This is a genomic window from Halobacillus sp. H74 (assembly GCF_052246715.1).
Classification (GTDB): Bacteria; Bacillota; Bacilli; order Bacillales; family Halobacillaceae; genus Halobacillus; species Halobacillus litoralis_A.
Genome location: NZ_JBQQCI010000005.1, coordinates 40,657 through 62,360, shown reverse-complemented (window position 1 = coordinate 62,360; position 21,704 = coordinate 40,657). Strand labels below are relative to the sequence as shown.

The window sequence follows — 21,704 nt, the reverse complement described above, 5'->3', positions numbered from 1 at the left end:
CGTTATCGTTCTCCTTCATATGAAAAGTAATGGACAAGTTGGGCAAACATGCTGTCCACAGTATATTGTTCCGGGGTAAAGACATGTTTGAAACCATAACGCCTAGCTGTTTCAGCAGTGGTCGGGCCTATACAAAAACATGGCAGGTCAAGCCCATTCAGTTCTATATTTCTTACAATTGACATATATGCATGAATAGTTGATGGACTTGTGAAAGTCAAAGCATCAAGAATGTCTTTTTCAAGCCAGCCCTTTACTTGTTCGTGTTCATCTTTTACTAATAGCGTATCATACACGGTAATGGATTGAAAAAAAACGCCCTTCTCCTTAAAGGACCCTGGTATAACATCCCTTGAACGGCTGCCTCGTATGTATAGGAGCTTCCCAGGTCGTGGATACCGTTCAAAAAACTGACTCACCATTGATGAAGCATTGAAACGCTCTGGTATGAAATCAGCCCTGTGACCATGTTGAATCAACATTTGTTCTGTCTTTTCTCCTATGATTGCAAAGCGAAGGTGCGCCGGAACAGCAACATCACTATTACTCAGCAGCTCGAAAAAAAACTTCACGCCATTAGAGCTTGTTAAAAAAACCCAAGAATAGTCGTGAAGATGATAGAGGATCTGACGATTAGACCCTGAGTCATTCAATTGGAAGGTCAATAGAGGAGCCTGATATACGACCCCTCCCTGCCCTTCAATCAGTTCAGTAAATGGCTCTGCCTGGGATTTTTCTCTCGTAATGAGAATGCTCTTCCCTTGCAATGCATTCATTATTGTCCATACTCCTCTTTGGCATCATCGACGATTTCTTGTGCGCCTTGAGCCTTCAGTCGATCAGCTGCTTCTTTCCCCACTGCTAATGGATCTTTTCCAGTCACTGTTTCATGAAGAATCGTTTTGCCATCCGGGGTACCTACTAATGCATTCAAAGTGATCTCTTCTCCTTGACGATATGCGTATCCCCCGATTGGAACCTGACACCCTCCATTCAAATCATGGAGGAACTTACGTTCAGCTGCTACGGTGGTTTGTGTGTATTCGTGATTAAGCTTCATGAGGAAGTCTCTAAGCTCAGAATCATTTTCACGGCATTGAATCGCCAGGGCACCTTGCCCGACAGCAGGAACACATACATCAGGCTCTAAATATTCGGTGACGAGGTTATCATCCCAGCCCATCCTTTTAAGACCTGCTGCTGCAAGTATGATGGCGTCATAGTCTTCTTCCTTTAACTTTCTAAGACGTGTGTCGATATTCCCACGAATCCACTTGATCTCAAGGTCTGGCCGGACAGCTTTGATTTGAGAACCGCGACGCAAACTGCTTGTCCCTACTATGCTGCCTTCAGGTAAGTCTTTCAACCGGACATCATCATTCGATACAAAGGCATCCCTGTGATCTTCGCGGATCGGTACAGAAGCAACAGTCAGTCCTTCAGCCACCACTGCAGGCATGTCCTTCATACTATGGACGGCCATATCAATTTCACCATCATACATGGCTTGTTCTATTTCTTTGATAAAAAGACCTTTCCCACCCACTTTTGAAAGCGTAACATCCAGGATTTGATCTCCTTTCGTAGTAATCCGCTTAATTTCAAACTCATAAGATGGGTCGATATTTTTCAGCTGTTCTATCACCCATTCTGTTTGAGTGATGGCCAAGTTACTTTTACGTGAACCAATGATGATTTTTCTCACATGAGTTCCTCCTCAATTACTAGAAATGAAAATTAGATAATGAACCGAATAAAAAGAAATTAATTAATAAAAATAGAAACGCAGCTGAATTGAAAATCGAAATGGCTCTTCCTTGATAACCCTTGACGACACGCAATATCAGATAAATGATATAAACGGTTAATACCAACAAAGAACCCAGAGTCTTAGAGTCATACCAATAGAATACGTCTGTTGATACATACCCCCAGACAACTCCAAGTATAATCGCAATCAGCAGTAAAGGAACACCCAGAATGACGGCAATGTAAGAAAAATGATCGAGCTTCGTCAAATCTCCCAGCCGAAACAGCTTTGCATTCCACTTTTTCTTTTTTAGAAGCCGGTACTGCAGTAAATACATTATCGAGAAAATGAACGATAATGTGAAAAAGCCATAAGAAACGATGGCTAAACTGATATGAATCACTAAGAGTTCATTGACTAGAGCGACACCACGATTATCTAAAATGTTTTGTGCTCTTGTCGATATATGGATAATCATAATTAGAAACCCTACTACGTTAGTGAAAAAGACAAGAAAATCTACCCGGAACAATTTATTGATGATCAAAGAAAACGTAACCAGAATCCACGCGTAAAAATAAAGTCCGTCATAAACCGTCATAATCGGAAAATTTTCTTTAATGAACACTTGAGATAACAGGAAAAACGTTTGTAAAATCCAGACCATACTAAGTAACCAGAAGGCAGCAATATTAGCCTTCCGGTTATTTTGTACAAAGTCGATGAAGTATCCAATTAGACTGAGCCCGTAGAGGAATAGAATGAGTTCATAAACCCATTTGAATTCAAGCATTTACATGTCCACCCTTATGAATTGACCATGGGGTTGATGATCGAAATAGGTTCACTTGCCTCTGAACTGTGTTTCACTGTCACGTTGCTTTTCTTTTCCTGTTCTTCTACCTCTTTTTCAACTTGTTCTTCAATACCGAAAATCTGAGTAAATAAGCGCAAGGACTCTTCTGAGTCAGGCTGGGCAGCCAGCTCCTTAGCCTGAGAGATCGGTTCTTTCAACATTTGGTTAATAATGCTTTTCGTATGTTTATTGAGTACTTTCCGTTCACGGTCAGATAAGTCTGGCATTTTACGTTCAATACTCTTCATCGTTTCATTTTGAATACCTAAAGCTTTTGATCTCAAAGCTGATATGACAGGAACAACACCGATGGTTTGGAGCCATTGTTTGAATTCAACGATTTCCGCTTCAATCATGACTTCAATCTCTTCTGCTGCCTGTTTACGTAAAGCTAAATTCGCATCGACGATTCCCTGCAGGTCATCGATATCATATAAAAAGACACTTTCGAGCGTTTCCATTGCTGGATCCAAATCCCTGGGAACAGCTATATCCACGAAAAATAAAGGCTTCCCTTTTCGTTTACGGTGAATCGGTTCCATCAGCTCCCGTGTAATAACATATTCCGAGGCTCCTGTGGAACTAATGACAATATCAGCATCACTTAAAACATCTTCCAACTCGTCCATTGTTCTGGCGTCTCCACTGAACTGGTCTGCTACCTGTTGGGCTTTCGTCAACGTACGATTCACGACAGAAACTTTCCGCACACCTGAACCATGCAGGTTTTTAGCAGCAAGCTCCCCCATCTTTCCAGCCCCAAGAATTACGATATGCTTGTGGACTAAATCTCCGAAAATTTTGCGAGCTAACTCTACAGCTGCATAGCTTACAGAAACCGCATTATCTCCAATCTCCGTTTCTTTATGGGCTTTCTTTGCCATTGTAACCGATTGTTTGAACAATTGATTGAAAATCGTACCTGTGGAGCCCGCTTCTTGAGCACGGAGAAAAGATTGTTTCATCTGTCCTAAAATCTGCGTCTCTCCTAGAACCATGGAATCAAGCCCTGAGGTCACACGAAGCAAATGTTCAATCGCCCCGTCCGTTTCGTAAATAGAGAGAAAAGGAGAAAACTGATCCTTTTCGACATTGAACCAATCTGCTAAAAATTGCTTAATATAATAACGGCCAGTGTGGAGCTGGTCCACGACGGCATAAATTTCAGTACGATTACATGTAGAAATAATCACATTCTCCAATACACTTTTCTGTGTATTAAGCTGTGACATAGCTTCTTCCAGGCGACCCTCAGAAAATGTGAGCTTTTCCCGAATTTCCACAGGGGCTGTTCTGTAATTAAGACCAACAGCTAAAATATGCATTTCATCTACCCCCATTTAACGTTCAACACTTAGCACTTATCCATTATTATAGCACAAAATCCCGACAATTTTTTTATTGAAATATGAACAGGTTTTGAAACTGTTATGATAGGATAAGATTACATTGAATAATAAATCATAACGAACAATTTAGAAACACTTTTAATTATAATCCGATTGTAATATATCAAAACAAGGCGCAAAGCGCAAGGAAACGAGATTGGAAATCATGTCAGTCAGGAAGTGATCACTTTGAACAAGCAAAATTCATTACTCGGTTTTTTACTAATCGGATTAGGTGCCTATTTTTTCCTTCGTCATCTCAATATACCCGAGTTGAGTCCATTTTACTCATGGCCCTCGCTGATCTTGGTTATCGGCGGCTCATTTCTTTTACATAGCTATATTGCTAAGGATTACACAAACCTTTTCACAGGTGCTCTGCTCTTCGGATTCGGTCTCCATTTCTTAGCAGTACAGCACTTCCTCTTTTGGATCGACCATTGGGCGTCCTACTTACTGATCATTGGCATCGCTTTTCTTTTGCATTATCAGAAAACAAAACATAACCTGATTCCAGCACTTATATTATTAGGGCTCGGTTTATTTGCCTTGTTTACACCTACCACTCCAATGTGGTTACTATGGGTCCAACAGATATTCGATTTAATTGAGAGTTTTTGGCCGCTTGTAATAATCGGTTTTGGAATTTATTTATTGAAGAAAAAATAAAAGGAGCGCGACAGTGAATGTCGCGCTCCTTTTTTGGTTCTTAAAGGGATAGGAAAGTGGAAACATGGTCATTTATCCCTTTTATAATATAGATCCTAAGAATGCTTGCGTACGCTCTTCTTGAGGGTTTTCGAAGATGTCCTTAGGTGCTCCTGTCTCAACGATCTTACCATCGTGCATATAAACAACTCGGTCTGCCACCTCACGAGCGAAGCCCATTTCATGTGTAACTACTACCATGGTCATCCCTTCCTGGGCAAGATCTTTCATCGTTTGTAATACTTCTCCGACAAGTTCAGGGTCCAGGGCTGATGTGGGTTCATCGAACAACATGATTTCAGGTTTCATCGCAAGGGCACGAGCAATGGCAACCCTTTGCTTCTGTCCACCTGATAATCGAGAAGGGTAGTCATCTGCTTTTTCAGCTAAGCCGACTTTTTCAAGTAATTCTTTCCCTTCTTTTCTTGCTTGGGCTTTTGGAGTTCTTTTCACTTGCATTGGCGCTTCTATCACGTTACCTAAAACTGTTTTATGGGGAAACAAGTTAAAGTGTTGGAAAACCATCCCGATTTGTTGACGTACTTCATTTAAATTGTCTTTCTTTGGGTCCACTTCTTTTCCTTTGATAAATAGATCGCCACTATTTTTCATTTCAAGAAAATTGAGGCAGCGGAGCATCGTACTTTTCCCAGAACCACTAGCTCCGATAAGTACGACAACTTCGCTTTCTTCTACATGAAAGTCAATATCCCTGAGTACGTGCAGATCACCGAAGTATTTATTTAATTTATTTACATGGATCATTTGCTCTGCCAAAATAATTTCCTCCTCTATTAATCACTTACAGCCATTTTCTTCTCAATCATACCGACAGCAAGAGTCAGTATGAATACAAGAATCAAATACCATACAGCACTCACGAGCAACCAGGTCATATAGTCGAATGTATTCGCACCTTGTGTTGTAGCTACGGCGAATATCTCTGAGACCCCGATAAAGGCGGCAAGAGACGAATCCTTCAAACCAATGATAAACTGATTCCCCAAAGGAGGCAATGCGCGACGGAAAGCTTGAGGCAATATAATACGGCGCATCGTCAATGTTCTGCTCATCCCTACCGAACGACCCGCTTCTGATTGGCCCTTTCCAATTGATTGGATGGAACCTCGGAAGATTTCAGCTATATAGGCACCATTGTGGAAAGCTAGTCCTAAAGCTACGGACCAGAAGCCGCTGATCATCCATATTTCAGTAAGCCCATAATAGAACACAAAGATTTGCACAATCAAAGGAGTTCCGCGGACCACATAGATATAAATATTTGCGATCCATTCCAGTGGTTTAATCTTTGAGATTTTCATAAATGCAAACATTAAACCGATAAAAATCGCAATAAAAATAGAAACAGCAGTCAATGCCAACGTCATCTGGGCAGCCTCGAAGAAAATCCCCCGGCTGCTTACTAACGAATCCCAAAAGTTAATAAAATTTAAATACAATTCCCTTCAACTCCTCCATAAGGTCAAAAAAGAGTACGCAGCTGCGCACTCTTTTGACTTCGTTCTCTTCTAAAACAGCGACTTTATTCAGGAACGGTCGTAATATCTTCTCCGAAGTATTCTTCACTTATTTCAGTAAGAGTTCCATTCTCGCGAAGTTTATCTAGAGCTGCATTGATTTCTTCCAGTAATGCTTCGTTTTCCTTAGATACGGCTACCGCCTGCTCACTACGCTCAATCATTTCTTTTGCTTCGATTTCAAGACCTTCACCTGAAGCCTCTTTACCTGTCAGGAAGTCTGTGATGACTGCATCATGACGTCCTTTAGCTAAAGACTGCAAAGCTACGACATCACTGTCATATGTTTTTACATTGTCGGTTACTTCCTCAGCGTATTTGCTATAGGTAGAACCCTTTGAAATGGCAATTTCCATACCCTCTAAATCCTCAAGAGATTGAACATCACTATCAGGACGAGTAAAGATTTGAGCTCCTGAGTAATAATATGGTGTGGAGAAGTCGACTTCCTTTTGCCGTTCTTCAGTAATGGTATGGCTGGCAACTGCTGCATCGAAACGTTCAGTCTTTACGCCCTCCACAATACTGGCGAATTTCTGTTTTTGGGGATTGGGCTCTAAACCAAGCTCTTCAGCAATTGCATTCGCAACGTCAATGTCGTAGCCGGTCATTTCTCCGCTAGCATCTGTCATACTGAATGGTCGGAACTCTCCAGATGCAGCAAAAGTAAATTTCCCATCTTCAACTAAATTATATTCCTTATCTGCTGACCCTTCTGTCGTATCTTCATTATTATCTCCTGTTGTTTCACCATCATCTTCGCTGCTTCCGCAAGCGGCAAGTGCAAAAATAGTTAAAATACTAAGGGTGATCATTAATAAATACTTCTTCATAATCACTAAACTCTTCCCTTCATAGGTTTGTCATCTTTCTGTAATAATAGCGACACTTTAAATTATATAGATTTATCTAATTATTCCCAAAATTAAAGAGGAGTCAAATATAGTCAAAATAATGTAAACACACCCTCTGGAGGATCTAATACTTGCCCTTCCTTACAAATACACGAAATTTCTTAAAAATAATCTTGATTTGTATTAATATGCACAAAATATGCTTATTCATGTATAAAAAAACCACCTCTCATTGCGAGAAGTGGCTTTCACATCTTAAAGAATCTACTTTTATATTCTATATAACAGACCTTTACATGTTAAGGTGAGAAAGCATTGTCCGCCAGGCTACGTCTTTTCCTTCTCCTGTCTCAGCAGAAAATGGGATAAGGGTATCCTCTTCTTCCATTTCCAATACTTCACGAACCATTTTCACCTGTTTGTGTCGTTGGCCTTTTTTGATTTTATCCAATTTGGTGGCTATAACCATGACAGGGAGCTCGAAATGTTTTAAATAATCATACATCATCTTATCATCTTCTGTAGGTTTATGACGAATATCAATGATGAGTGCAGTCGCTTTGATTTGGTCACGTTCTGCAAAATACTCCTCCATCATCCTTCCCCATTTAGCCCGTTCCTTTTTAGAAACTTTGGCGTAGCCATAACCAGGGACGTCCACAAAATGAAACTTATCATTAATGATATAAAAGTTTAGTGTTTGGGTCTTTCCCGGTTTGGATGAGGTTCTGGCCAAATTCTTTCGTTGAATCATCCGATTGATGAAAGATGATTTCCCCACATTAGACCTTCCCGCAAGCGCGATTTCTGGAATCGGTGCTTTAGGATATTGCTTTTTACTCGCCGCACTGATGACGATATCTGCATAATTAACCTTCATTTACATCCTCCACTAATGCTTGTTCTAATACTTGGTCCAAGTGTTTTACAGGTACGAAAGTCAAATTTTCCCGGATGCTTTCCGGGATATCATCTAAATCTTTCTCATTTTGATCTGGGATGATGATTTTCGTCAGCCCAGCCCGGTGAGCACTCAAGGATTTTTCTTTCAGACCTCCGATAGGCAGTACTCTGCCTCTTAAAGTGATTTCCCCTGTCATTCCAACTTCTTTACGTACAGGACGCCCCGTCAGAGCCGAAACCAGCGCTGTAGCCATTGTGATTCCAGCAGATGGCCCATCTTTTGGGGTAGCTCCTTCAGGTACGTGAATATGAATATCGTTTTTTTCTACAAAATCAGCATCAATATTCAATTCTTTCGCTCTGGAGCGGATATAACTGAAAGCGGCTTGTGCTGACTCTTTCATTACATCTCCCAATTTACCCGTTAAAGTCAAATTGCCTTTACCTGGATAAATCGATACCTCGATCGATAAAGTGTCTCCACCTGCTGTTGTGTAGGCTAACCCAGTTGCTGTCCCTATTTGGTCCTCAAGCTCTGCCCGTCCATAACGGAACTTCGGTCTACCTAATAGTTCTTCCAACTGTTTTTCAGTTACTACGACCCGTTGCTTTTCACCTGCGACGATAATCTTAGCTGCTTTTCTGCACAAACTTGCCAGCTCTCGCTCTAACCCACGTACACCTGCTTCTCTCGTATACCTGCGAATTAACTTAAGTAGAGCTTCATCTCGCAACTGAATCTGGTTCTTTTTCAAACCGTTCTCTTTTACTTGTTTAGAAAGTAAGTGCTCTTTCGCAATGTGTAATTTTTCAACTTCTGTGTAGCCGGCGATTGTTATAATTTCCATACGATCCCTCAATGGACCAGGGATATTAGAGATGTTATTAGCTGTGGCTACGAACATCACTTTAGAAAGGTCATAATGCTCTTCAATGAAATGGTCACTGAACGTACCATTTTGTTCAGGATCTAAAACTTCCAACATGGCTGAAGAAGGATCACCACGAAAATCACTTGCCATTTTATCTATCTCGTCTAATAAAAATACCGGGTTGATGGTTTCCGCTCGTTTCATGCCTTGAATAATCCGGCCGGGCATAGCCCCTATATAAGTCCTACGGTGCCCGCGTATTTCCGCTTCGTCTCTTATTCCACCCACTGAAATCCGGACAAATTTTCTGTTGATAGAACGGGCAATTGATTTAGCCAGGGATGTTTTACCTACTCCTGGAGGGCCTGCTAAACATAAAATCGGCCCCTTGATGGATTGTGTCAACTTTTGAACAGCTAAATATTCTAATACTCGTTCTTTCACTTTTTCTAAGCCGTAATGATCTTCGTCCAATATCGTTTCGGCATGGTTTACATCTAAATTATCTTCTGTTTCTTCCGACCAAGGAAGTGACACTAACCATTCGATATAATTCCGAATCACAGAGCTTTCTGCTGAACTCTGAGGTACTTTCTCATAACGCCCCAACTCTTTGTATGCTACTTCTTCCACACGTTCAGGCATACTTGCTTCTTCAATCTTTTCTTTCAGTTGAGCAACTTCTCCCGATTTACCATCTTTATCGCCCAACTCATTTTGTATTGCTTTCATTTGTTCACGTAAATAGTATTCTTTCTGGGTCTTTTCCATCGATTTTTTTACCCTTTGACCGATCTTTTGTTCGATTTGCAATACTTCACGTTCATTACCAATCATATCAATCAGCTTTTGCAGACGCTCCTTGACATTTCTTGTTTCCAGCATCATTTGCTTATCCTTCAACTTGATTGGTAAATGAGAAGAAACCATATCAGCTAAGTGACTGGGGTCGTCTATGTCTGAAACGGTATTATAAGTTTCCTTGCTTACTTTTTTGGAAACTTTAACAAACTTTTCAAATTGATCCATCAAAGTACGCATAAGAGCCTCTTCTTCATTTCCATCCCCATGTTCATCTTCAAACTGGAGAATATCGGCCTGATAGAACTCTTCTCCATCAGTCACCTTTTCTATACTTGCCCTATAAAGCCCCTCTACCAACACACGGTTAGTCCCATTCGGGAGTTTGACCATTTGTTTAACACGTGCTACGGTCCCAACAGTATAAAGGTCTTCGTGTGACGGCTCATCAATATTTACTTCTTTTTGTGATACAAGAAAGATTTCATTATCATCCATCATCGATTGTTCTAATGCCTGGACGGACTTTTCACGGCCTACATCCAAATGGAGAACCATCGATGGATACACAAGCAATCCCCTGAGAGGAAGTAGAGGCATCATTTTTCTTTGTTTGTCTGTCATCACTTGCACCTCCGTTTAATGCAAATACGTATTATTATCATATATAAATGTGATTGGAAAGTAAACGAAACGATACCAATAGATGCCAACACCGAAATCCCTTAACACCTTAGCGCCAAGGGGAATCATAGAAAGGATATCCATATTATGAGCAGAAAAATACCTTTCATGCTTATGTAAAGAATCTGGTACCGTTTAAATACAATCGTTTATAAAACAGAAGCCGCGCTACATGTACTTGTAGCACGGCTTCTCAAGAAAGAATCCACCGAAAGTGTTTTATGCACTTTCTTTAGGAGATTCTTTATTCTCATCTTCGACAGTTCCATCCGTCAAAACAAGCTTAGGACGGCCGTTTTCCGCTGTTACTGTCTCCTTCGTGATAATGCATTTCTCAATATCATCACGAGAAGGAAGCTCATACATAACATCAAGCATGATCCCTTCTATGATTGAGCGAAGGCCGCGGGCACCTGTCTTACGTTCAATCGCCAAGCGCGAAATTTCGCGAAGTGCTTCTTCTTCCATTTCTAACTCGACATGGTCGATTTGGAAGAGCTTTTGATATTGTTTAACAAGTGCATTTTTCGGTTTAGTGAGTATTTCCACAAGAGCTTCCTCATCCAGTTGTTCAAGGCTGCCGATAACCGGAAGACGACCGATGAACTCCGGAATTAAGCCATAGCTCAACAAGTCTTCAGGAAGTACTTTTGTAAGCAATTCTTTTTTCTCTTCCTCATCAGCTGCTTGTTCAGAACCAAAGCCGATGACTTTCCTGCCAAGACGCCGTTTGATGATTTGGTCGATACCATCGAAAGCTCCACCTACGACGAACAAGACATTCGTCGTGTCAATTTGTATAAATTCTTGATGAGGATGCTTACGTCCGCCTTGAGGAGGGACACTTGCCTGAGTACCCTCCAGAATTTTAAGCAAGGCTTGTTGAACACCTTCACCTGACACATCTCTTGTAATTGATGGATTCTCTGATTTACGGGCTACTTTATCGATTTCATCAATGTAAATAATTCCTTTTTCAGCTTTCTCTACGTCATAGTCCGCAGATTGAATTAATTTAAGAAGGATGTTTTCCACATCTTCCCCGACATAGCCAGCTTCCGTTAGAGATGTAGCATCTGCGATCGCAAACGGTACATTCAAAATACGAGCCAATGTTTGGGCAAGCAATGTTTTACCACTACCTGTAGGTCCCAGCATGAGGATGTTACTTTTCGCCAGTTCGACATCATCATTCTTAACCCCTGCATTGATTCGTTTATAATGGTTATAAACGGCGACAGATAAGTTTTTCTTCGCTTGATCTTGACCAATTACATAATCATTGAGGATTTCGCGGATTTCCTGAGGTTTAGGGACCTCTTTGAATTCCACTTCTTCTTCGTTACCTAATTCCTCTTCAACGATTTCCGTACATAGTTCAATACATTCATCACATATATAAACACCAGGACCTGCGACAAGCTTGCGGACCTGTTCCTGACTTTTACCGCAAAAAGAACACTTCAGTTGTCCTTTTTCATCGTTAAATTTAAACATACGTTTCACCCCTTAATATAATGACGCAATCGTTGCGACTGAAGTTTCGTGATATGACGCTAACGCTTCCGTTTCTTTTGCTCATCATACCAAATTAACAGCAAACAAAAAAGCAATACCTTTTAGAGGTGTGCGAAACTTCTTTTGCATCAACCTCATTATGTAGATATGGACCCGATAAGTCAAACATTTGTACACCCTTACTATTGTATGTAAAAACCACGAGAAGTATCAATCATCTTCCCCATAAAACTCTTCCCTTATACTTTGTAACAGAGAAATATATGAGAAGACAAGGCACTCCCGCACCTTGTCTTCTTAGTTTATTATTCAGATTTACTATTTGCAACTAGAACGTCGATCGCTTTACGAACTTTCAGATCTTCTTTAATCATGTCCGTATTGCCACCAAGCATCTGAGTCAGTTGAGCAACGTCTGTCTGGTACATGCCAGCCATGTTTTCAAGCTCTGCATTCACATCTTCATCAGATACTTCAACATTCTCAGCCTGAGCAATTGCTTCAAGTGTCAAGTTCGTCTTCACGCGCTTAGAAGCATCTTCTTTCATCTGTTCGCGCAAAGCATCTTCATCTTGACCTGTGAATTGGAAGTACATATCTTTCGTCATTCCTTGCATTTGCAGACGTTGTTCAAACTCTTGGACCATGCGATCAAGTTCAGTGTCTGCCATCGCGTCAGGAACTTCTACTTCTGCATTCTCAGAAGCTTTTGTTACTAGAGTATCGCGCTTGTTGTTTTCTGCTTCTGTTTTCTTCTGTTCTTCAAGACGTTCACGAGTCTTTGTCTTAAGCTCTTCAAGAGATTCAACTTCCTCATCGACATCTTTAGCAAATTCATCATCAAGCTCTGGAAGTTCTTTTCCTTTTACTTCGTGAAGCTTGACTTTGAAAGTAGCTTCTTTACCAGCAAGATCTTCAGCATGGTATTCTTCAGGGAATGTAACAGTAACGTCTGTTTCCTCTCCTGCTTTCTTACCGACAAGCTGTTCTTCAAAGCCAGGGATGAATGAACCAGACCCTACTTCAAGGGAGTAGTTATCAGCTTGACCGCCTTCGAATGCTTCACCATCAACGAAACCTTCAAAGTCCATAACGACTGTATCGCCGTTCTCAACTTCTCCTTCTTCCTTGACGACTAACTCCGCTTGACGTTCTTGCATTTGTGTCAATTCAGCTTGAACATCTTCTTCTGTAACTTCTGTACTTACTTCTTCAAATTCCAAACCTTTGTACTCCCCAAGTTGTACTTCAGGTTTAACGGTTACTTCAGCAGTGAAAACAAGATCCTGACCTTTTTCAATCTGCTTAACGTCAACCTCTGGGCGATCCACAGGTTCAATTCCTGATTCGTCTACAGCATCTGTGTAGGCTTGTGGAAGAATGATATCAAGAGCATCTTGATAAAGTGATTCCACTCCGAAGCGCTGTTCGAACAACTTACGAGGTACTTTCCCTTTACGGAAACCAGGTACTTGAACCTGCTGTACGACTTTTTTGAAGGCTTGGTCAAGTGCTTTATCGAACTCACTTGCTGGTACTTCTACTGTTAAAGTACCTGTGTTGCCTTCTTGCTTTTCCCATTTTGCTGACATAAAAAATTCCCTCCAACATCTATTCATTCATTTTCGCCATAAGACGATGTTTTGATGATTCTATGACTCTTCTACATACGAATCTCTTTTGCAACCACTACATTATAACATATTCCTATAGCCTTTCAAGGCATGGTCAACATTGGAACTTATTCACCGACAATCAACACATAGTGATGTTCACACAACTCGATTTCTTCTTTATACTTTTCCACACCCGCTATACCCTCATTCGGTTTAAATGGAGTCTGCAAATAACCATGGCCAAGCTGCTTCAATGCTTCAACGAGGACTGGCACCTCTTCTTCATTAGGAAAAATCGGGTACCTTACATAACAGTAGTGATATAAAAGCTGGTCAATCATCTCATACATTGTCGGGTTACTTTGCTCTATCTGCCCAAGACGCATTTGGATTTGTTTAATAATGTAATCGGAGTGCAGCTTAGTCAAATCCGCTGGGATGACTTCAATTTGTTGACCGAACTTCGTCAGCATGACTTTATGGTCCACAGCACTATCTCTAAACCACTCAATAATGGAAGACTTTATTATCGGGTGAACCGACTCTTTACCGAGCATCGTTTCAAAATAGTTCAAATGACTATCCGGTTCCTGCTTCTTTAATTGTTCCAAGGCTTGCCACTGCTTATGTATGTCATCAGTTTCCAATGCTTCAGTGAAATCACTGAAAAGTTTATTCCCTTTTTCTCTTTTATGGTCTTCCATCAACTTTCTGCTCACTTCATACATCTGCCAAAGTTGAGTACGGCTCTGATGGGGGATCTCCTCAGATTCAAAAACTTCATCCAACAGGTCCACAATTTCCTGGTATCGATTGCTTTGGAATAAAATAGTTATATAAATATGTAAATAGTGATAGTACTGTTCAATAGCCTCTTTCATCTGTTCTTGGCATAACTCTTCCGCTTGATTATATTTCCCCAGTTCAATCCAACTCATCAATAATCCAGTAAGCACATCATGACTAGCGACATCATATTCGACTAAAGGTTCCAGGGCTTCTGCAGCTTCTTTATACCGCTTCTCTTTTAAAGCCTCAAGACCCACTCGTTCAAGTGTTATTTTCCACTTTGGGAACATGACTATGTTCCCGTTATTATTTTCCATAAGACACCCTTCCCTGAAGTTTATACTCCCCTCATTGTTACCCTAAACCGCCCATTTCAAACCTATGGACACTTAGCTTATTAGGATATACTAAAGTATATTCAGACGAAATACAATGAAATGCACTTTCACTTCGACTAAATCTTATTCCACCTCCTGCAATTTATGATCGATAAGGACATGAGCTGACATGTTTTTACACCTTCCCTGACTTTTATTTTAAAATAATATCTGAATATGTATAAACCTCCCCAAAACAGGACTTTAGACTCATGATGAATTAATTTTTTTTGTTAGAATTAGTAAATGTGAATAAAATTTCACCGAATTAAACACTTAAGGAGATGTATCGTTTTGTCACTGCTTGATGATCAAACCCTACTTGAAACGTACTTGGAGTCAGTCAAACTCCAGTTAGATGATGAATTTGTTCACTTAATTACTCAAGAAATTGACAAAAGATCGATTGAATTGCCTTTGAAAAACTTACATACATGAAATACACCAAACGTTACTTTTCAGGTAACGTTTTTTAGATGGGAAAAGCGGGCAGTCATTAAGACTGCCCGCTTTTTATTATTGACTAGAGGTTTGATTATTTTGTCGTTGCCCCGACATCTTAGCTAGACTTGGTATGACATTTTGTAACTGGCCTGCCTGCCCTGTCATCATGCTATACGTAGCTGCCCCAATACCGATGGAAGCGACTATCGGCAACCATTGGACATTTTTCTTCTCCATCATGACCACTCCTCAAATCGCTTGGCTTGCATGAAGCCATCTTTATTGTGTGAGGAATGGACGGAAGATATGAGAGTTAAATTCCACATCCCATGCTTTTATTTACCTTTGATGATCTTATTTATGAGGAATATCGGCCAAAGCAACAACCAAGCTAGTAAGAAAAACATATAATATGTCTGTTCTTCTTTATTATGATGGATGGGTTCTTTTTGAAAAAAACAAAAGAACATCCCTAAGAGTATATACGTAAACGCCAGCACTAGAACCACTCCTTTATAAGACTAAGATATGAATGGTCCACGCTTAGTGTTTTTATTTACATATTGTGAGTTGGGAAAAATTTTTCACCTTTCCCTTTCACTATTCCACCATAAAATTCAAAAGCTGGAATATCATTTAAAAAGGTACATATGGCACTTCGTAAAAACTTCCAAAAAGATATCAGATGAAAGTAAGGCAATATCCTGAAACACTTCAACCATTCGTTAGTAGAAACAATAATTTCCTGACCTAGAAGTTAGAAAATCATAAGCAGCAAAGGGGAAAGCCACACTTTTTTGTTGTAAGTGTATAGATTCACCTATGTGGGGTGGCTTTCCACTCGCCATCGTATTCGAACAAATTGCTTTTCCCCCTGATTTACCTATTTCTTCTTTTGAGCAATTTTTCGGCGATTAAACTCATTCAAGAGCTTATCTAACGATTGCGAAACTTTAACTACCTGGGGGTTTTGAGGATCTTCGAGAAAGAGTTTGTGCATCTCTTGTCTCATTTGTTCAATTTTTTTTTCTAATTCTAGGTCAGTAATAATTCCACCCCCAAAAGTTATATACCCTTTTTGGGGTGAAATTCTTTGGATAATTCAAAAAAATCATTGGAATCATTTCCCATCAGAATGGGCTTCCGTTATACCCGCCCGTGTACCATCTACCATGTGCAGCTTTTTTACTCTCTATCCATTTAATCACTGAACAATTATTTATCTGCAATGTTTCTAAAAATGCGAAGAATATTTTATTGTATTTGTGAAAGTATAATCTTGAACTAAAATACAGATGTTACTAACCATCAATGTAAATAGGAGCTTTTTTATGGATGACAAAACGAGCACAGTTATTTGGATGATTATAGGGAGCACCTTGCTTTCTACAATCTTCAGCATTATTATGCTGACACTTACAATAAAACATGATCGAAAAGTTACTGGCGGAAGCTTCAAGTAGAGCTCTTTGCCATGTAGGCGTGTAATTTCGCGCACAAAATGGCTGTCTCCTCCCCATTCTTCTTGCCCACGTACTACCAAAATAAAAAACGCTGAAACCATTGTCTCACAAAGGTTTCAGCGTTTTTTCATTTAGCGTCCCAGGAGGGATTCGAACCCCCGACCCACAGCTTAGAAGGCTGTTGGTGTAGGTTGGATAGCACACGCTCATACTGGTTTAATTACTATTAAGTCAACGTTCTTAAGGATTTAAAATGATATATACAATTAGAAATGGGGCAGTAATAATAAAATTCTGCCCCATTTCTGCCCCAAATGCCTATTTTTATGTCGAGTTTCTACATTATAATGTACACCTTATGGTTCCACAGTATCAAGCTCATAAAATCGTTACTTCCATAATCTGATCAAAATTAAATGAGGTATGCAATTTATCCCTCACAGTTATACATTTCACTTTTCGACCGTTAAGGTCAATCTGCAACACCTTGACTTTATCTTCACTGAAACTAAAGCCATTATGATATTTAACAACTACTGGTTCATTATCCGACATTACACGTTGCAATGTAAGTCCAATCTCCTCTAACTGCTGCTCATCTAAAATAGGCTTTTCAATTCGCTCATCCTCTTTCCAAACTTTCTTAATCATCTCCACATGTTCAGGCAACATTAGTGATGTCCATTTGATTGTCCCTCGGTCACGATTGCGATTATCCATTAATTGCTCCTTTCCTTTCCTTCCAAGGGTACACAGAGAGAATTCCGTCTTTACTGAATAAGCGTACTTGATTACGACTGTAACAATAAGCGAGGATTTGATTTTCACGGACTTCTACAACACAGATTTTCCTTTGAGTCATATTCCCTTTCCCATCTACATAGATCATCTCAAGACTTTTCTTAGTATCTACAGCTCGATTCAATATTCCCATCATTTATAGTCACCTCTTTTTAATGCGAACGTTTGTTCTGTTATTATATATGTTATCACAACATTATTAGAAGTAAACTGGAAAATGGAGGAGTTAACATGCTGACTTTTAAGGATCTGGAACTGGCAATTTTCCAAAATGATTATTCTCATAAAATAAAAATGAATGAACAGTGGTTGGAAAAACAGATGATGTTACACCCTGTGCTTGATGTAAATGGAGACCCCGCTATCCTTTCCATGAACTTTATGGGAATCCCTGTGGAGTTTAGTGATGATGTAAAGGATTTCGAGCTTATATATGAGTAAGCCAAAAATTACACAACTAACGAAACAGGTTGTTCAATTATGAAACTTTTTTGACTTGCCTGCGTAAATTAGATATAGACAGACTATATTAAGTTTTAATCTTCTGAAGGAGGTGGATTAATGAGACTTACCCTTCAAGTAATTGTAATTATATTTTTCAGCCTTTTCATCCCCATTAATACATCAGCAGAATCTCCAGAAGAGATTAAATTATCGAATGGAGAGGTAGTAAAGGTATTCTTTGAGAAACACTCTAATGGTTACAGTTATGAAGTTGAATTCGAAAATGGTCATAAATATTTTTATGAAAAAACAGGAAGTACGGGGCTTGGTAGTGGCACTGTGGAATTTACTATGGAAGAGATCGAATTGGCTGAAGAGGCTATTGATAAATATGAGCAAATAAATGAGGGTGCTACATCTAATAATAATTCTTCTGGCAATCCACTAGGTATAGTAATCATTATATTCGGTTTATTAGGCGCGCTATTCCCACAATCAGCTTGGTATTTAGAAATTGGTTGGCAACTACGTGATGCTGAGCCTAGTGAACTTGCATTAATTGCAAATCGGGTTGGTGGAATCTTAGCTTCGATAGTTGGATTATTCATCTTACTTTAATTAAGATCATGACTAACCAAGCTATTAAGTATTAATTTTATTCATTAATAAATGGGTCAAAAATTAACATAGAAAATTTTTTAAAATTAATTTCGAAAAAAATGACACCAAAACCCTCCTTTTTAACGATTATAGAATAAGGAGGCGAAAAGTTATGAATAAAACCGTGCTAAAAATGGACAAGTGGCAAGAAGTATTAGCGAAGCAAGACTTAAATGAGGAGGTACGCCAGCTTTTAAATGAGATCTATATGCATTTCGGGGATCAAGATTATGAAATCAACCGTCTGAAAGTGAAAGTACTTACGTATGAAGGATACTTAGAGGGGCTTGGTCAAGGAGATTTAATTGTAGACGAATTTTATCTGCCCGAGGATGAACATTAGAAATTCAACATGAAAGCAGCCTATCCGATTGGACGGGCTGCTATTTTACATCTAAAAGATCCTCATGTAATTTTCGTCATTAACCATTTAAATAAAATAGCCCCGCCTTTGGAGGAAGGCGAGGCACGTTCGCACATATAGGCTAATATAGAAGGAGGTTCCAGATGAATTTTTCTTCGGAATGTTGGAACCACATTATTATTTTATTCACCATTTCCAGTTTGGTGTGTTTAGAGCGATCAATTTCTAGTCTTTAATTAGTTATAGAACCAGTCACACTTGATTTTCTTTAAATACAACTATTTCACTTACCGACTTACCTTAAGCGTTCATCCATTTCTCGGTTGTTGTTATTATTGTCATTGTTATTGTTGTTTCTCTCTTCAGAAGGTTCTTCACCAAGATCAGGTTCCTGTTCATCTCTATCGACATTTGGAGTGTTAAAGTCCGGTCCCATATCACCGCCATTACCATCATCCATACGATCCCTTTGATCATAACGAGTTGGTTCGTAATTAATATCTTCTGGTTCATGTTGTTCGTTAACTGCACAACCGGTCAAAACACTGGTTAGTAATAAACACGACAAAAAAGTTACTTTAAACTTCATTTTTCCACCTCCTATTTCACCCTCTAATATCTACAGAAATTCATTTATCATACATATGGTCCTTCCTAAATAAACCAAAATAAAATACTTTGTTCGCGGCAAAATAGACGTGTACTTTCTTTAACCAATTTACTGAAAAGGAATGATAAATATGGGACGCAGAAGAAATTCTTGGCTAGCATTAGGGGCAGCAGGAGCAATTGGAGCAGCAGCTATGTATGGAATGAATAGAATGAATCGTAATGGTGGGGTACAGCAAGCGGGACAAAATATTCAAAATAGCCAAGTAGCTCAAAGTTTAAAAAATTCTCTTCCTGATCAATAACAAAAGATAAATCAAACAATATACATCAAAAGGAAGCCACACTAATGGCTTCCTTTTGAACAATTAGATTTTTATTTCCTGTCCAGTTGCAGATTCTACTGCACGAACAGCAAAAGCTACTGCCTCAGCCCGTGTAACCTTTTGGTCTGGTTTGAATAAATCATTTCCGACACCTACAGTTATTCTTGCTTTCTTAGCCTTTGTTATCTCTTTCTGTAAGAGTGAATCTTTTTCTACGTCTTTAAATCCTGTTTCTTTCAAGTTTTTCTCCATCTGTTTCTCCTCCTCTGTTATTTTATCTGCAGCAACGTAACCCTTCTTTACCTTGTCCACCATGGCTTTCGTGTTTGGCCCATAGAGACCATCAACTTCAAGGTCGTGCTCTTTCTGGAACTTCCGTAGCACTCGGTCGGTTTCCGGACCAAAGATTCCATCGACCGAAAGATTATAGCCAGCGTCTTTTAAATCCTTTTGAGTTTTGTAGGATTCGTAACCCGAATGTCCTTCCTGAGTAGTCCCTTTATTCAAGAGGTGGTCAGGTCGTTTTCCAGCTTTCAAGTCTCTCCAGGATAGCCCACCAGTGAGCTCAAGATGAGGATAGTCTTTCCATTTCCAATCACCTCCCCAAGAGAACCCAAGGGACTTACCGATTTCAGCAATGCGTTTCCAATCATTGTTCACAGTCCACTTAGCTGTGGATCCATCCCAAGTGGTGAGAAAGTAATCGATGGCCAAACCATAGTTGTGAACAGATTGCCCTGGTTCCGCATGAGTAACGATGTTGCCCGAGTTCCCATAACGCCCCTGATTAAACAACTCTCTTTGACGATCGAAAGAACGGAAACCTGAACTTATTTGAACGTTGATCCCCTCAAAATATGCTTTTCTGACGATGAGAATAGCTTTATCTTTAACAGATGAATGAACTTCCCCCATGTTCCTGATCGATCGACTAAGAAGCGATTGCAGTTTTACACGCCCCATATTAAGCATCCTCCTTAATTTTTTTGGTATGACCCTTACGTTTTTGCACCAACTCAAAAAGACCGGTTGCTGACAATCCTGCACCAGCTCCGGCCCATAACCTCATCGTCACATCCATGTCTGTAAACGGATAAGCGACAGCCCCTAAAACCACTCCAATAACTACAGCAATCAGTGGAATATAGTTTTTAGGTAAAGCTGCCAATCGCTTTACAACCTCCAAGAATCCAACCACAAAAGGACTGATAACTGTAGCAAACAACAACACTTGCGTCATGATTTCATTTTCCATAAATGAGCCCTCCTAAAGATGTCACCTGGTCAGGTGATTTGAATACCAAACCTAAAATGCCCAAAATAAAAGCGCCTAAAATCAGGCGCAAAATCCACGTTGTATTACTTTCAATTTTGTCTAACTTCTGCTCGACGTGACGGACTCTTTGTTTGGTTTGTGTTTGCTCCTTCTGCAATTCATCCACCTTATCGTCCAACCTGCTAAACTCTTCACGTGTCACATATTGTCCTTCCATAATTGACCCCCTCAATAACATCATTAAATTCGAAGAGGTATAGTCCTCTCCTATTTTAAATAAAAGTGGCTCACCATTATGGTGAGCCACTCAATTGTTTATTTTTTAATCAATTACATTATTCTAGAACCTTTAACTTCTATGTTATATTTGGATCTGTAACTGCTTGGCCAGTACCAGTGTTCAAAGCTGGGGAGGTGGCTTGACTTCCATCTACCGCTCCATCACCAAACCTAGATATACTTATATTTTCTGGAGCAATATACAATGAATCTCCAAAATTTACAACTCCACCACTCATACTATATATTCTAATTTCCCCGATAATTAACAAGGCAAATAATCATCCCCCTTAACTTTACATATGAGGGAATCTATCAGTTGGTATGGTTGAAAAGTGGAATTAACTAAGAAATAGGTTTATACCTAGATATATAATTTTTGAT

28 protein-coding genes are annotated in these 21,704 nt (G+C 39.6%); 7 read left to right on the top strand and 21 right to left on the bottom strand.

Annotated elements, in window-relative coordinates:
* Window positions 1-2 precede the first annotated feature (2 nt).
* Genes ACTWPX_RS12565 through hemA form a run of 4 tightly spaced genes read right to left on the bottom strand, consistent with a single transcriptional unit; the run spans window position 3 to window position 3,931 of the window.
* Window positions 3-776: a uroporphyrinogen-III synthase gene (locus ACTWPX_RS12565; RefSeq protein ID WP_443120070.1), complete on the bottom strand. Its 774-nt coding sequence runs from the start codon at window positions 774-776 to the stop codon at window positions 3-5.
* Window positions 776-1,705, bottom strand: coding sequence for a hydroxymethylbilane synthase (hemC, locus tag ACTWPX_RS12560; protein ID WP_443120069.1), 930 nt, complete (start codon window positions 1,703-1,705; stop codon window positions 776-778). The genes ACTWPX_RS12565 and hemC overlap by 1 nt, the downstream gene beginning before the upstream one ends.
* A 19-nt stretch (window positions 1,706-1,724) precedes the next feature.
* The gene (locus tag ACTWPX_RS12555) at window positions 1,725-2,543 is read right to left on the bottom strand and encodes a cytochrome c biogenesis protein (protein ID WP_128526298.1); all 819 of its coding nucleotides are present in this window, start codon (window positions 2,541-2,543) and stop codon (window positions 1,725-1,727) included.
* Window positions 2,544-2,557: 14 nt separating this feature from the next.
* A complete protein-coding gene (hemA, locus tag ACTWPX_RS12550; protein WP_443120068.1) occupies window positions 2,558-3,931 on the bottom strand; it encodes a glutamyl-tRNA reductase in 1,374 nt (457 codons plus the stop codon).
* Window positions 3,932-4,183: 252 nt separating this feature from the next.
* On the opposite strand from hemA, the gene ACTWPX_RS12545 reads away from it, so the two are divergent.
* Window positions 4,184-4,663 carry a LiaI-LiaF-like domain-containing protein gene (locus tag ACTWPX_RS12545; protein ID WP_443120067.1) on the top strand — a complete coding sequence of 160 codons (480 nt, stop codon included), beginning with the start codon at window positions 4,184-4,186 and terminating at the stop codon, window positions 4,661-4,663.
* An 81-nt stretch (window positions 4,664-4,744) separates the two neighbouring features.
* Here ACTWPX_RS12545 and ACTWPX_RS12540 read toward each other — a convergent pair whose 3' ends face one another.
* From ACTWPX_RS12540 to ACTWPX_RS12505, 8 genes are all read right to left on the bottom strand, one after another.
* A complete protein-coding gene (locus ACTWPX_RS12540) occupies window positions 4,745-5,467 on the bottom strand; it encodes an amino acid ABC transporter ATP-binding protein (protein WP_443120278.1) in 723 nt (240 codons plus the stop codon).
* A 29-nt stretch (window positions 5,468-5,496) separates the two neighbouring features.
* A complete protein-coding gene (locus tag ACTWPX_RS12535; protein WP_443120277.1) occupies window positions 5,497-6,147 on the bottom strand; it encodes an amino acid ABC transporter permease in 651 nt (216 codons plus the stop codon).
* Window positions 6,148-6,245: 98 nt separating this feature from the next.
* Window positions 6,246-7,073, bottom strand: coding sequence for a transporter substrate-binding domain-containing protein (locus ACTWPX_RS12530; protein WP_443120066.1), 828 nt, complete (start codon window positions 7,071-7,073; stop codon window positions 6,246-6,248).
* Window positions 7,074-7,386: 313 nt separating this feature from the next.
* Entirely contained in the window at window positions 7,387-7,974 is a 588-nt protein-coding gene (yihA, locus tag ACTWPX_RS12525; RefSeq protein ID WP_443120065.1) for a ribosome biogenesis GTP-binding protein YihA/YsxC, read from the bottom strand.
* On the bottom strand, window positions 7,964-10,294 hold the full coding sequence (gene lon / locus ACTWPX_RS12520; protein WP_443120064.1) for an endopeptidase La: 2,331 nt from the start codon (window positions 10,292-10,294) through the stop codon (window positions 7,964-7,966). The genes yihA and lon overlap by 11 nt, the downstream gene beginning before the upstream one ends.
* A gap of 279 nt (window positions 10,295-10,573) precedes the next feature.
* Window positions 10,574-11,851 carry an ATP-dependent protease ATP-binding subunit ClpX gene (clpX, locus tag ACTWPX_RS12515; protein WP_443120063.1) on the bottom strand — a complete coding sequence of 426 codons (1,278 nt, stop codon included), beginning with the start codon at window positions 11,849-11,851 and terminating at the stop codon, window positions 10,574-10,576.
* A gap of 326 nt (window positions 11,852-12,177) precedes the next feature.
* The gene (gene tig / locus ACTWPX_RS12510; RefSeq protein WP_443120062.1) at window positions 12,178-13,464 is read right to left on the bottom strand and encodes a trigger factor; all 1,287 of its coding nucleotides are present in this window, start codon (window positions 13,462-13,464) and stop codon (window positions 12,178-12,180) included.
* 149 nt (window positions 13,465-13,613) lie between these two features.
* Entirely contained in the window at window positions 13,614-14,594 is a 981-nt protein-coding gene (locus tag ACTWPX_RS12505; protein WP_443120061.1) for a tetratricopeptide repeat protein, read from the bottom strand.
* A 354-nt stretch (window positions 14,595-14,948) separates the two neighbouring features.
* Here ACTWPX_RS12505 and sda point away from each other — a divergent pair, with 354 nt between their 5' ends.
* A complete protein-coding gene (sda, locus tag ACTWPX_RS12500; RefSeq protein ID WP_443120060.1) occupies window positions 14,949-15,092 on the top strand; it encodes a sporulation histidine kinase inhibitor Sda in 144 nt (47 codons plus the stop codon).
* A 78-nt stretch (window positions 15,093-15,170) separates the two neighbouring features.
* On the opposite strand, the gene ACTWPX_RS12495 is transcribed toward sda, so the two are convergent.
* Window positions 15,171-15,335, bottom strand: a complete 165-nt coding sequence (locus tag ACTWPX_RS12495) for a hypothetical protein (protein WP_443120059.1) — start codon at window positions 15,333-15,335, stop codon at window positions 15,171-15,173.
* A 646-nt stretch (window positions 15,336-15,981) separates the two neighbouring features.
* The gene (locus tag ACTWPX_RS12490; protein ID WP_443120276.1) at window positions 15,982-16,119 is read right to left on the bottom strand and encodes an aspartyl-phosphate phosphatase Spo0E family protein; all 138 of its coding nucleotides are present in this window, start codon (window positions 16,117-16,119) and stop codon (window positions 15,982-15,984) included.
* A 310-nt stretch (window positions 16,120-16,429) separates the two neighbouring features.
* On the opposite strand from ACTWPX_RS12490, the gene ACTWPX_RS12485 reads away from it, so the two are divergent.
* A complete protein-coding gene (locus ACTWPX_RS12485; RefSeq protein WP_443120058.1) occupies window positions 16,430-16,561 on the top strand; it encodes a hypothetical protein in 132 nt (43 codons plus the stop codon).
* Between the two features lie 378 nt (window positions 16,562-16,939).
* On the opposite strand, the gene ACTWPX_RS12480 is transcribed toward ACTWPX_RS12485, so the two are convergent.
* Both ACTWPX_RS12480 and ACTWPX_RS12475 read right to left on the bottom strand, forming a co-directional pair.
* Window positions 16,940-17,281 carry a YolD-like family protein gene (locus ACTWPX_RS12480; protein ID WP_443120057.1) on the bottom strand — a complete coding sequence of 114 codons (342 nt, stop codon included), beginning with the start codon at window positions 17,279-17,281 and terminating at the stop codon, window positions 16,940-16,942.
* The gene (locus tag ACTWPX_RS12475; RefSeq protein ID WP_443120056.1) at window positions 17,274-17,498 is read right to left on the bottom strand and encodes a hypothetical protein; all 225 of its coding nucleotides are present in this window, start codon (window positions 17,496-17,498) and stop codon (window positions 17,274-17,276) included. The genes ACTWPX_RS12480 and ACTWPX_RS12475 overlap by 8 nt, the downstream gene beginning before the upstream one ends.
* A gap of 95 nt (window positions 17,499-17,593) precedes the next feature.
* Between ACTWPX_RS12475 and ACTWPX_RS12470 the strand changes: the two genes are divergently transcribed.
* The 3 genes from ACTWPX_RS12470 to ACTWPX_RS12460 all read left to right on the top strand — a co-directional run bounded on the left by ACTWPX_RS12470 (window position 17,594) and on the right by ACTWPX_RS12460 (window position 18,809).
* Window positions 17,594-17,803: a hypothetical protein gene (locus ACTWPX_RS12470; RefSeq protein WP_443120055.1), complete on the top strand. Its 210-nt coding sequence runs from the start codon at window positions 17,594-17,596 to the stop codon at window positions 17,801-17,803.
* 120 nt (window positions 17,804-17,923) lie between these two features.
* Window positions 17,924-18,424: a DUF6199 family natural product biosynthesis protein gene (locus ACTWPX_RS12465; RefSeq protein WP_443120054.1), complete on the top strand. Its 501-nt coding sequence runs from the start codon at window positions 17,924-17,926 to the stop codon at window positions 18,422-18,424.
* 154 nt (window positions 18,425-18,578) lie between these two features.
* Window positions 18,579-18,809 carry a hypothetical protein gene (locus ACTWPX_RS12460; protein WP_443120053.1) on the top strand — a complete coding sequence of 77 codons (231 nt, stop codon included), beginning with the start codon at window positions 18,579-18,581 and terminating at the stop codon, window positions 18,807-18,809.
* 316 nt (window positions 18,810-19,125) lie between these two features.
* Here the strand turns inward: ACTWPX_RS12460 and ACTWPX_RS12455 are convergent, their stop codons facing one another.
* Window positions 19,126-19,419 (bottom strand): hypothetical protein, encoded by a 294-nt coding sequence (locus ACTWPX_RS12455; RefSeq protein ID WP_443120052.1) that lies wholly within the window; start codon window positions 19,417-19,419, stop codon window positions 19,126-19,128.
* Between the two features lie 151 nt (window positions 19,420-19,570).
* On the opposite strand from ACTWPX_RS12455, the gene ACTWPX_RS12450 reads away from it, so the two are divergent.
* Entirely contained in the window at window positions 19,571-19,744 is a 174-nt protein-coding gene (locus ACTWPX_RS12450; protein ID WP_443120051.1) for a hypothetical protein, read from the top strand.
* Window positions 19,745-19,807: 63 nt separating this feature from the next.
* Here ACTWPX_RS12450 and ACTWPX_RS12445 read toward each other — a convergent pair whose 3' ends face one another.
* From ACTWPX_RS12445 to ACTWPX_RS12430, 4 genes are all read right to left on the bottom strand, one after another.
* A complete protein-coding gene (locus ACTWPX_RS12445; protein WP_443120050.1) occupies window positions 19,808-20,728 on the bottom strand; it encodes a D-alanyl-D-alanine carboxypeptidase family protein in 921 nt (306 codons plus the stop codon).
* Between the two features lies 1 nt (window position 20,729).
* Window positions 20,730-21,005 (bottom strand): holin, encoded by a 276-nt coding sequence (locus tag ACTWPX_RS12440; RefSeq protein ID WP_443120275.1) that lies wholly within the window; start codon window positions 21,003-21,005, stop codon window positions 20,730-20,732.
* Between the two features lie 4 nt (window positions 21,006-21,009).
* The gene (locus ACTWPX_RS12435) at window positions 21,010-21,258 is read right to left on the bottom strand and encodes a hemolysin XhlA family protein (RefSeq protein WP_443120049.1); all 249 of its coding nucleotides are present in this window, start codon (window positions 21,256-21,258) and stop codon (window positions 21,010-21,012) included.
* 139 nt (window positions 21,259-21,397) lie between these two features.
* Window positions 21,398-21,592: a spore germination protein gene (locus ACTWPX_RS12430; RefSeq protein WP_443120048.1), complete on the bottom strand. Its 195-nt coding sequence runs from the start codon at window positions 21,590-21,592 to the stop codon at window positions 21,398-21,400.
* Window positions 21,593-21,704: the final 112 nt, after the last annotated feature.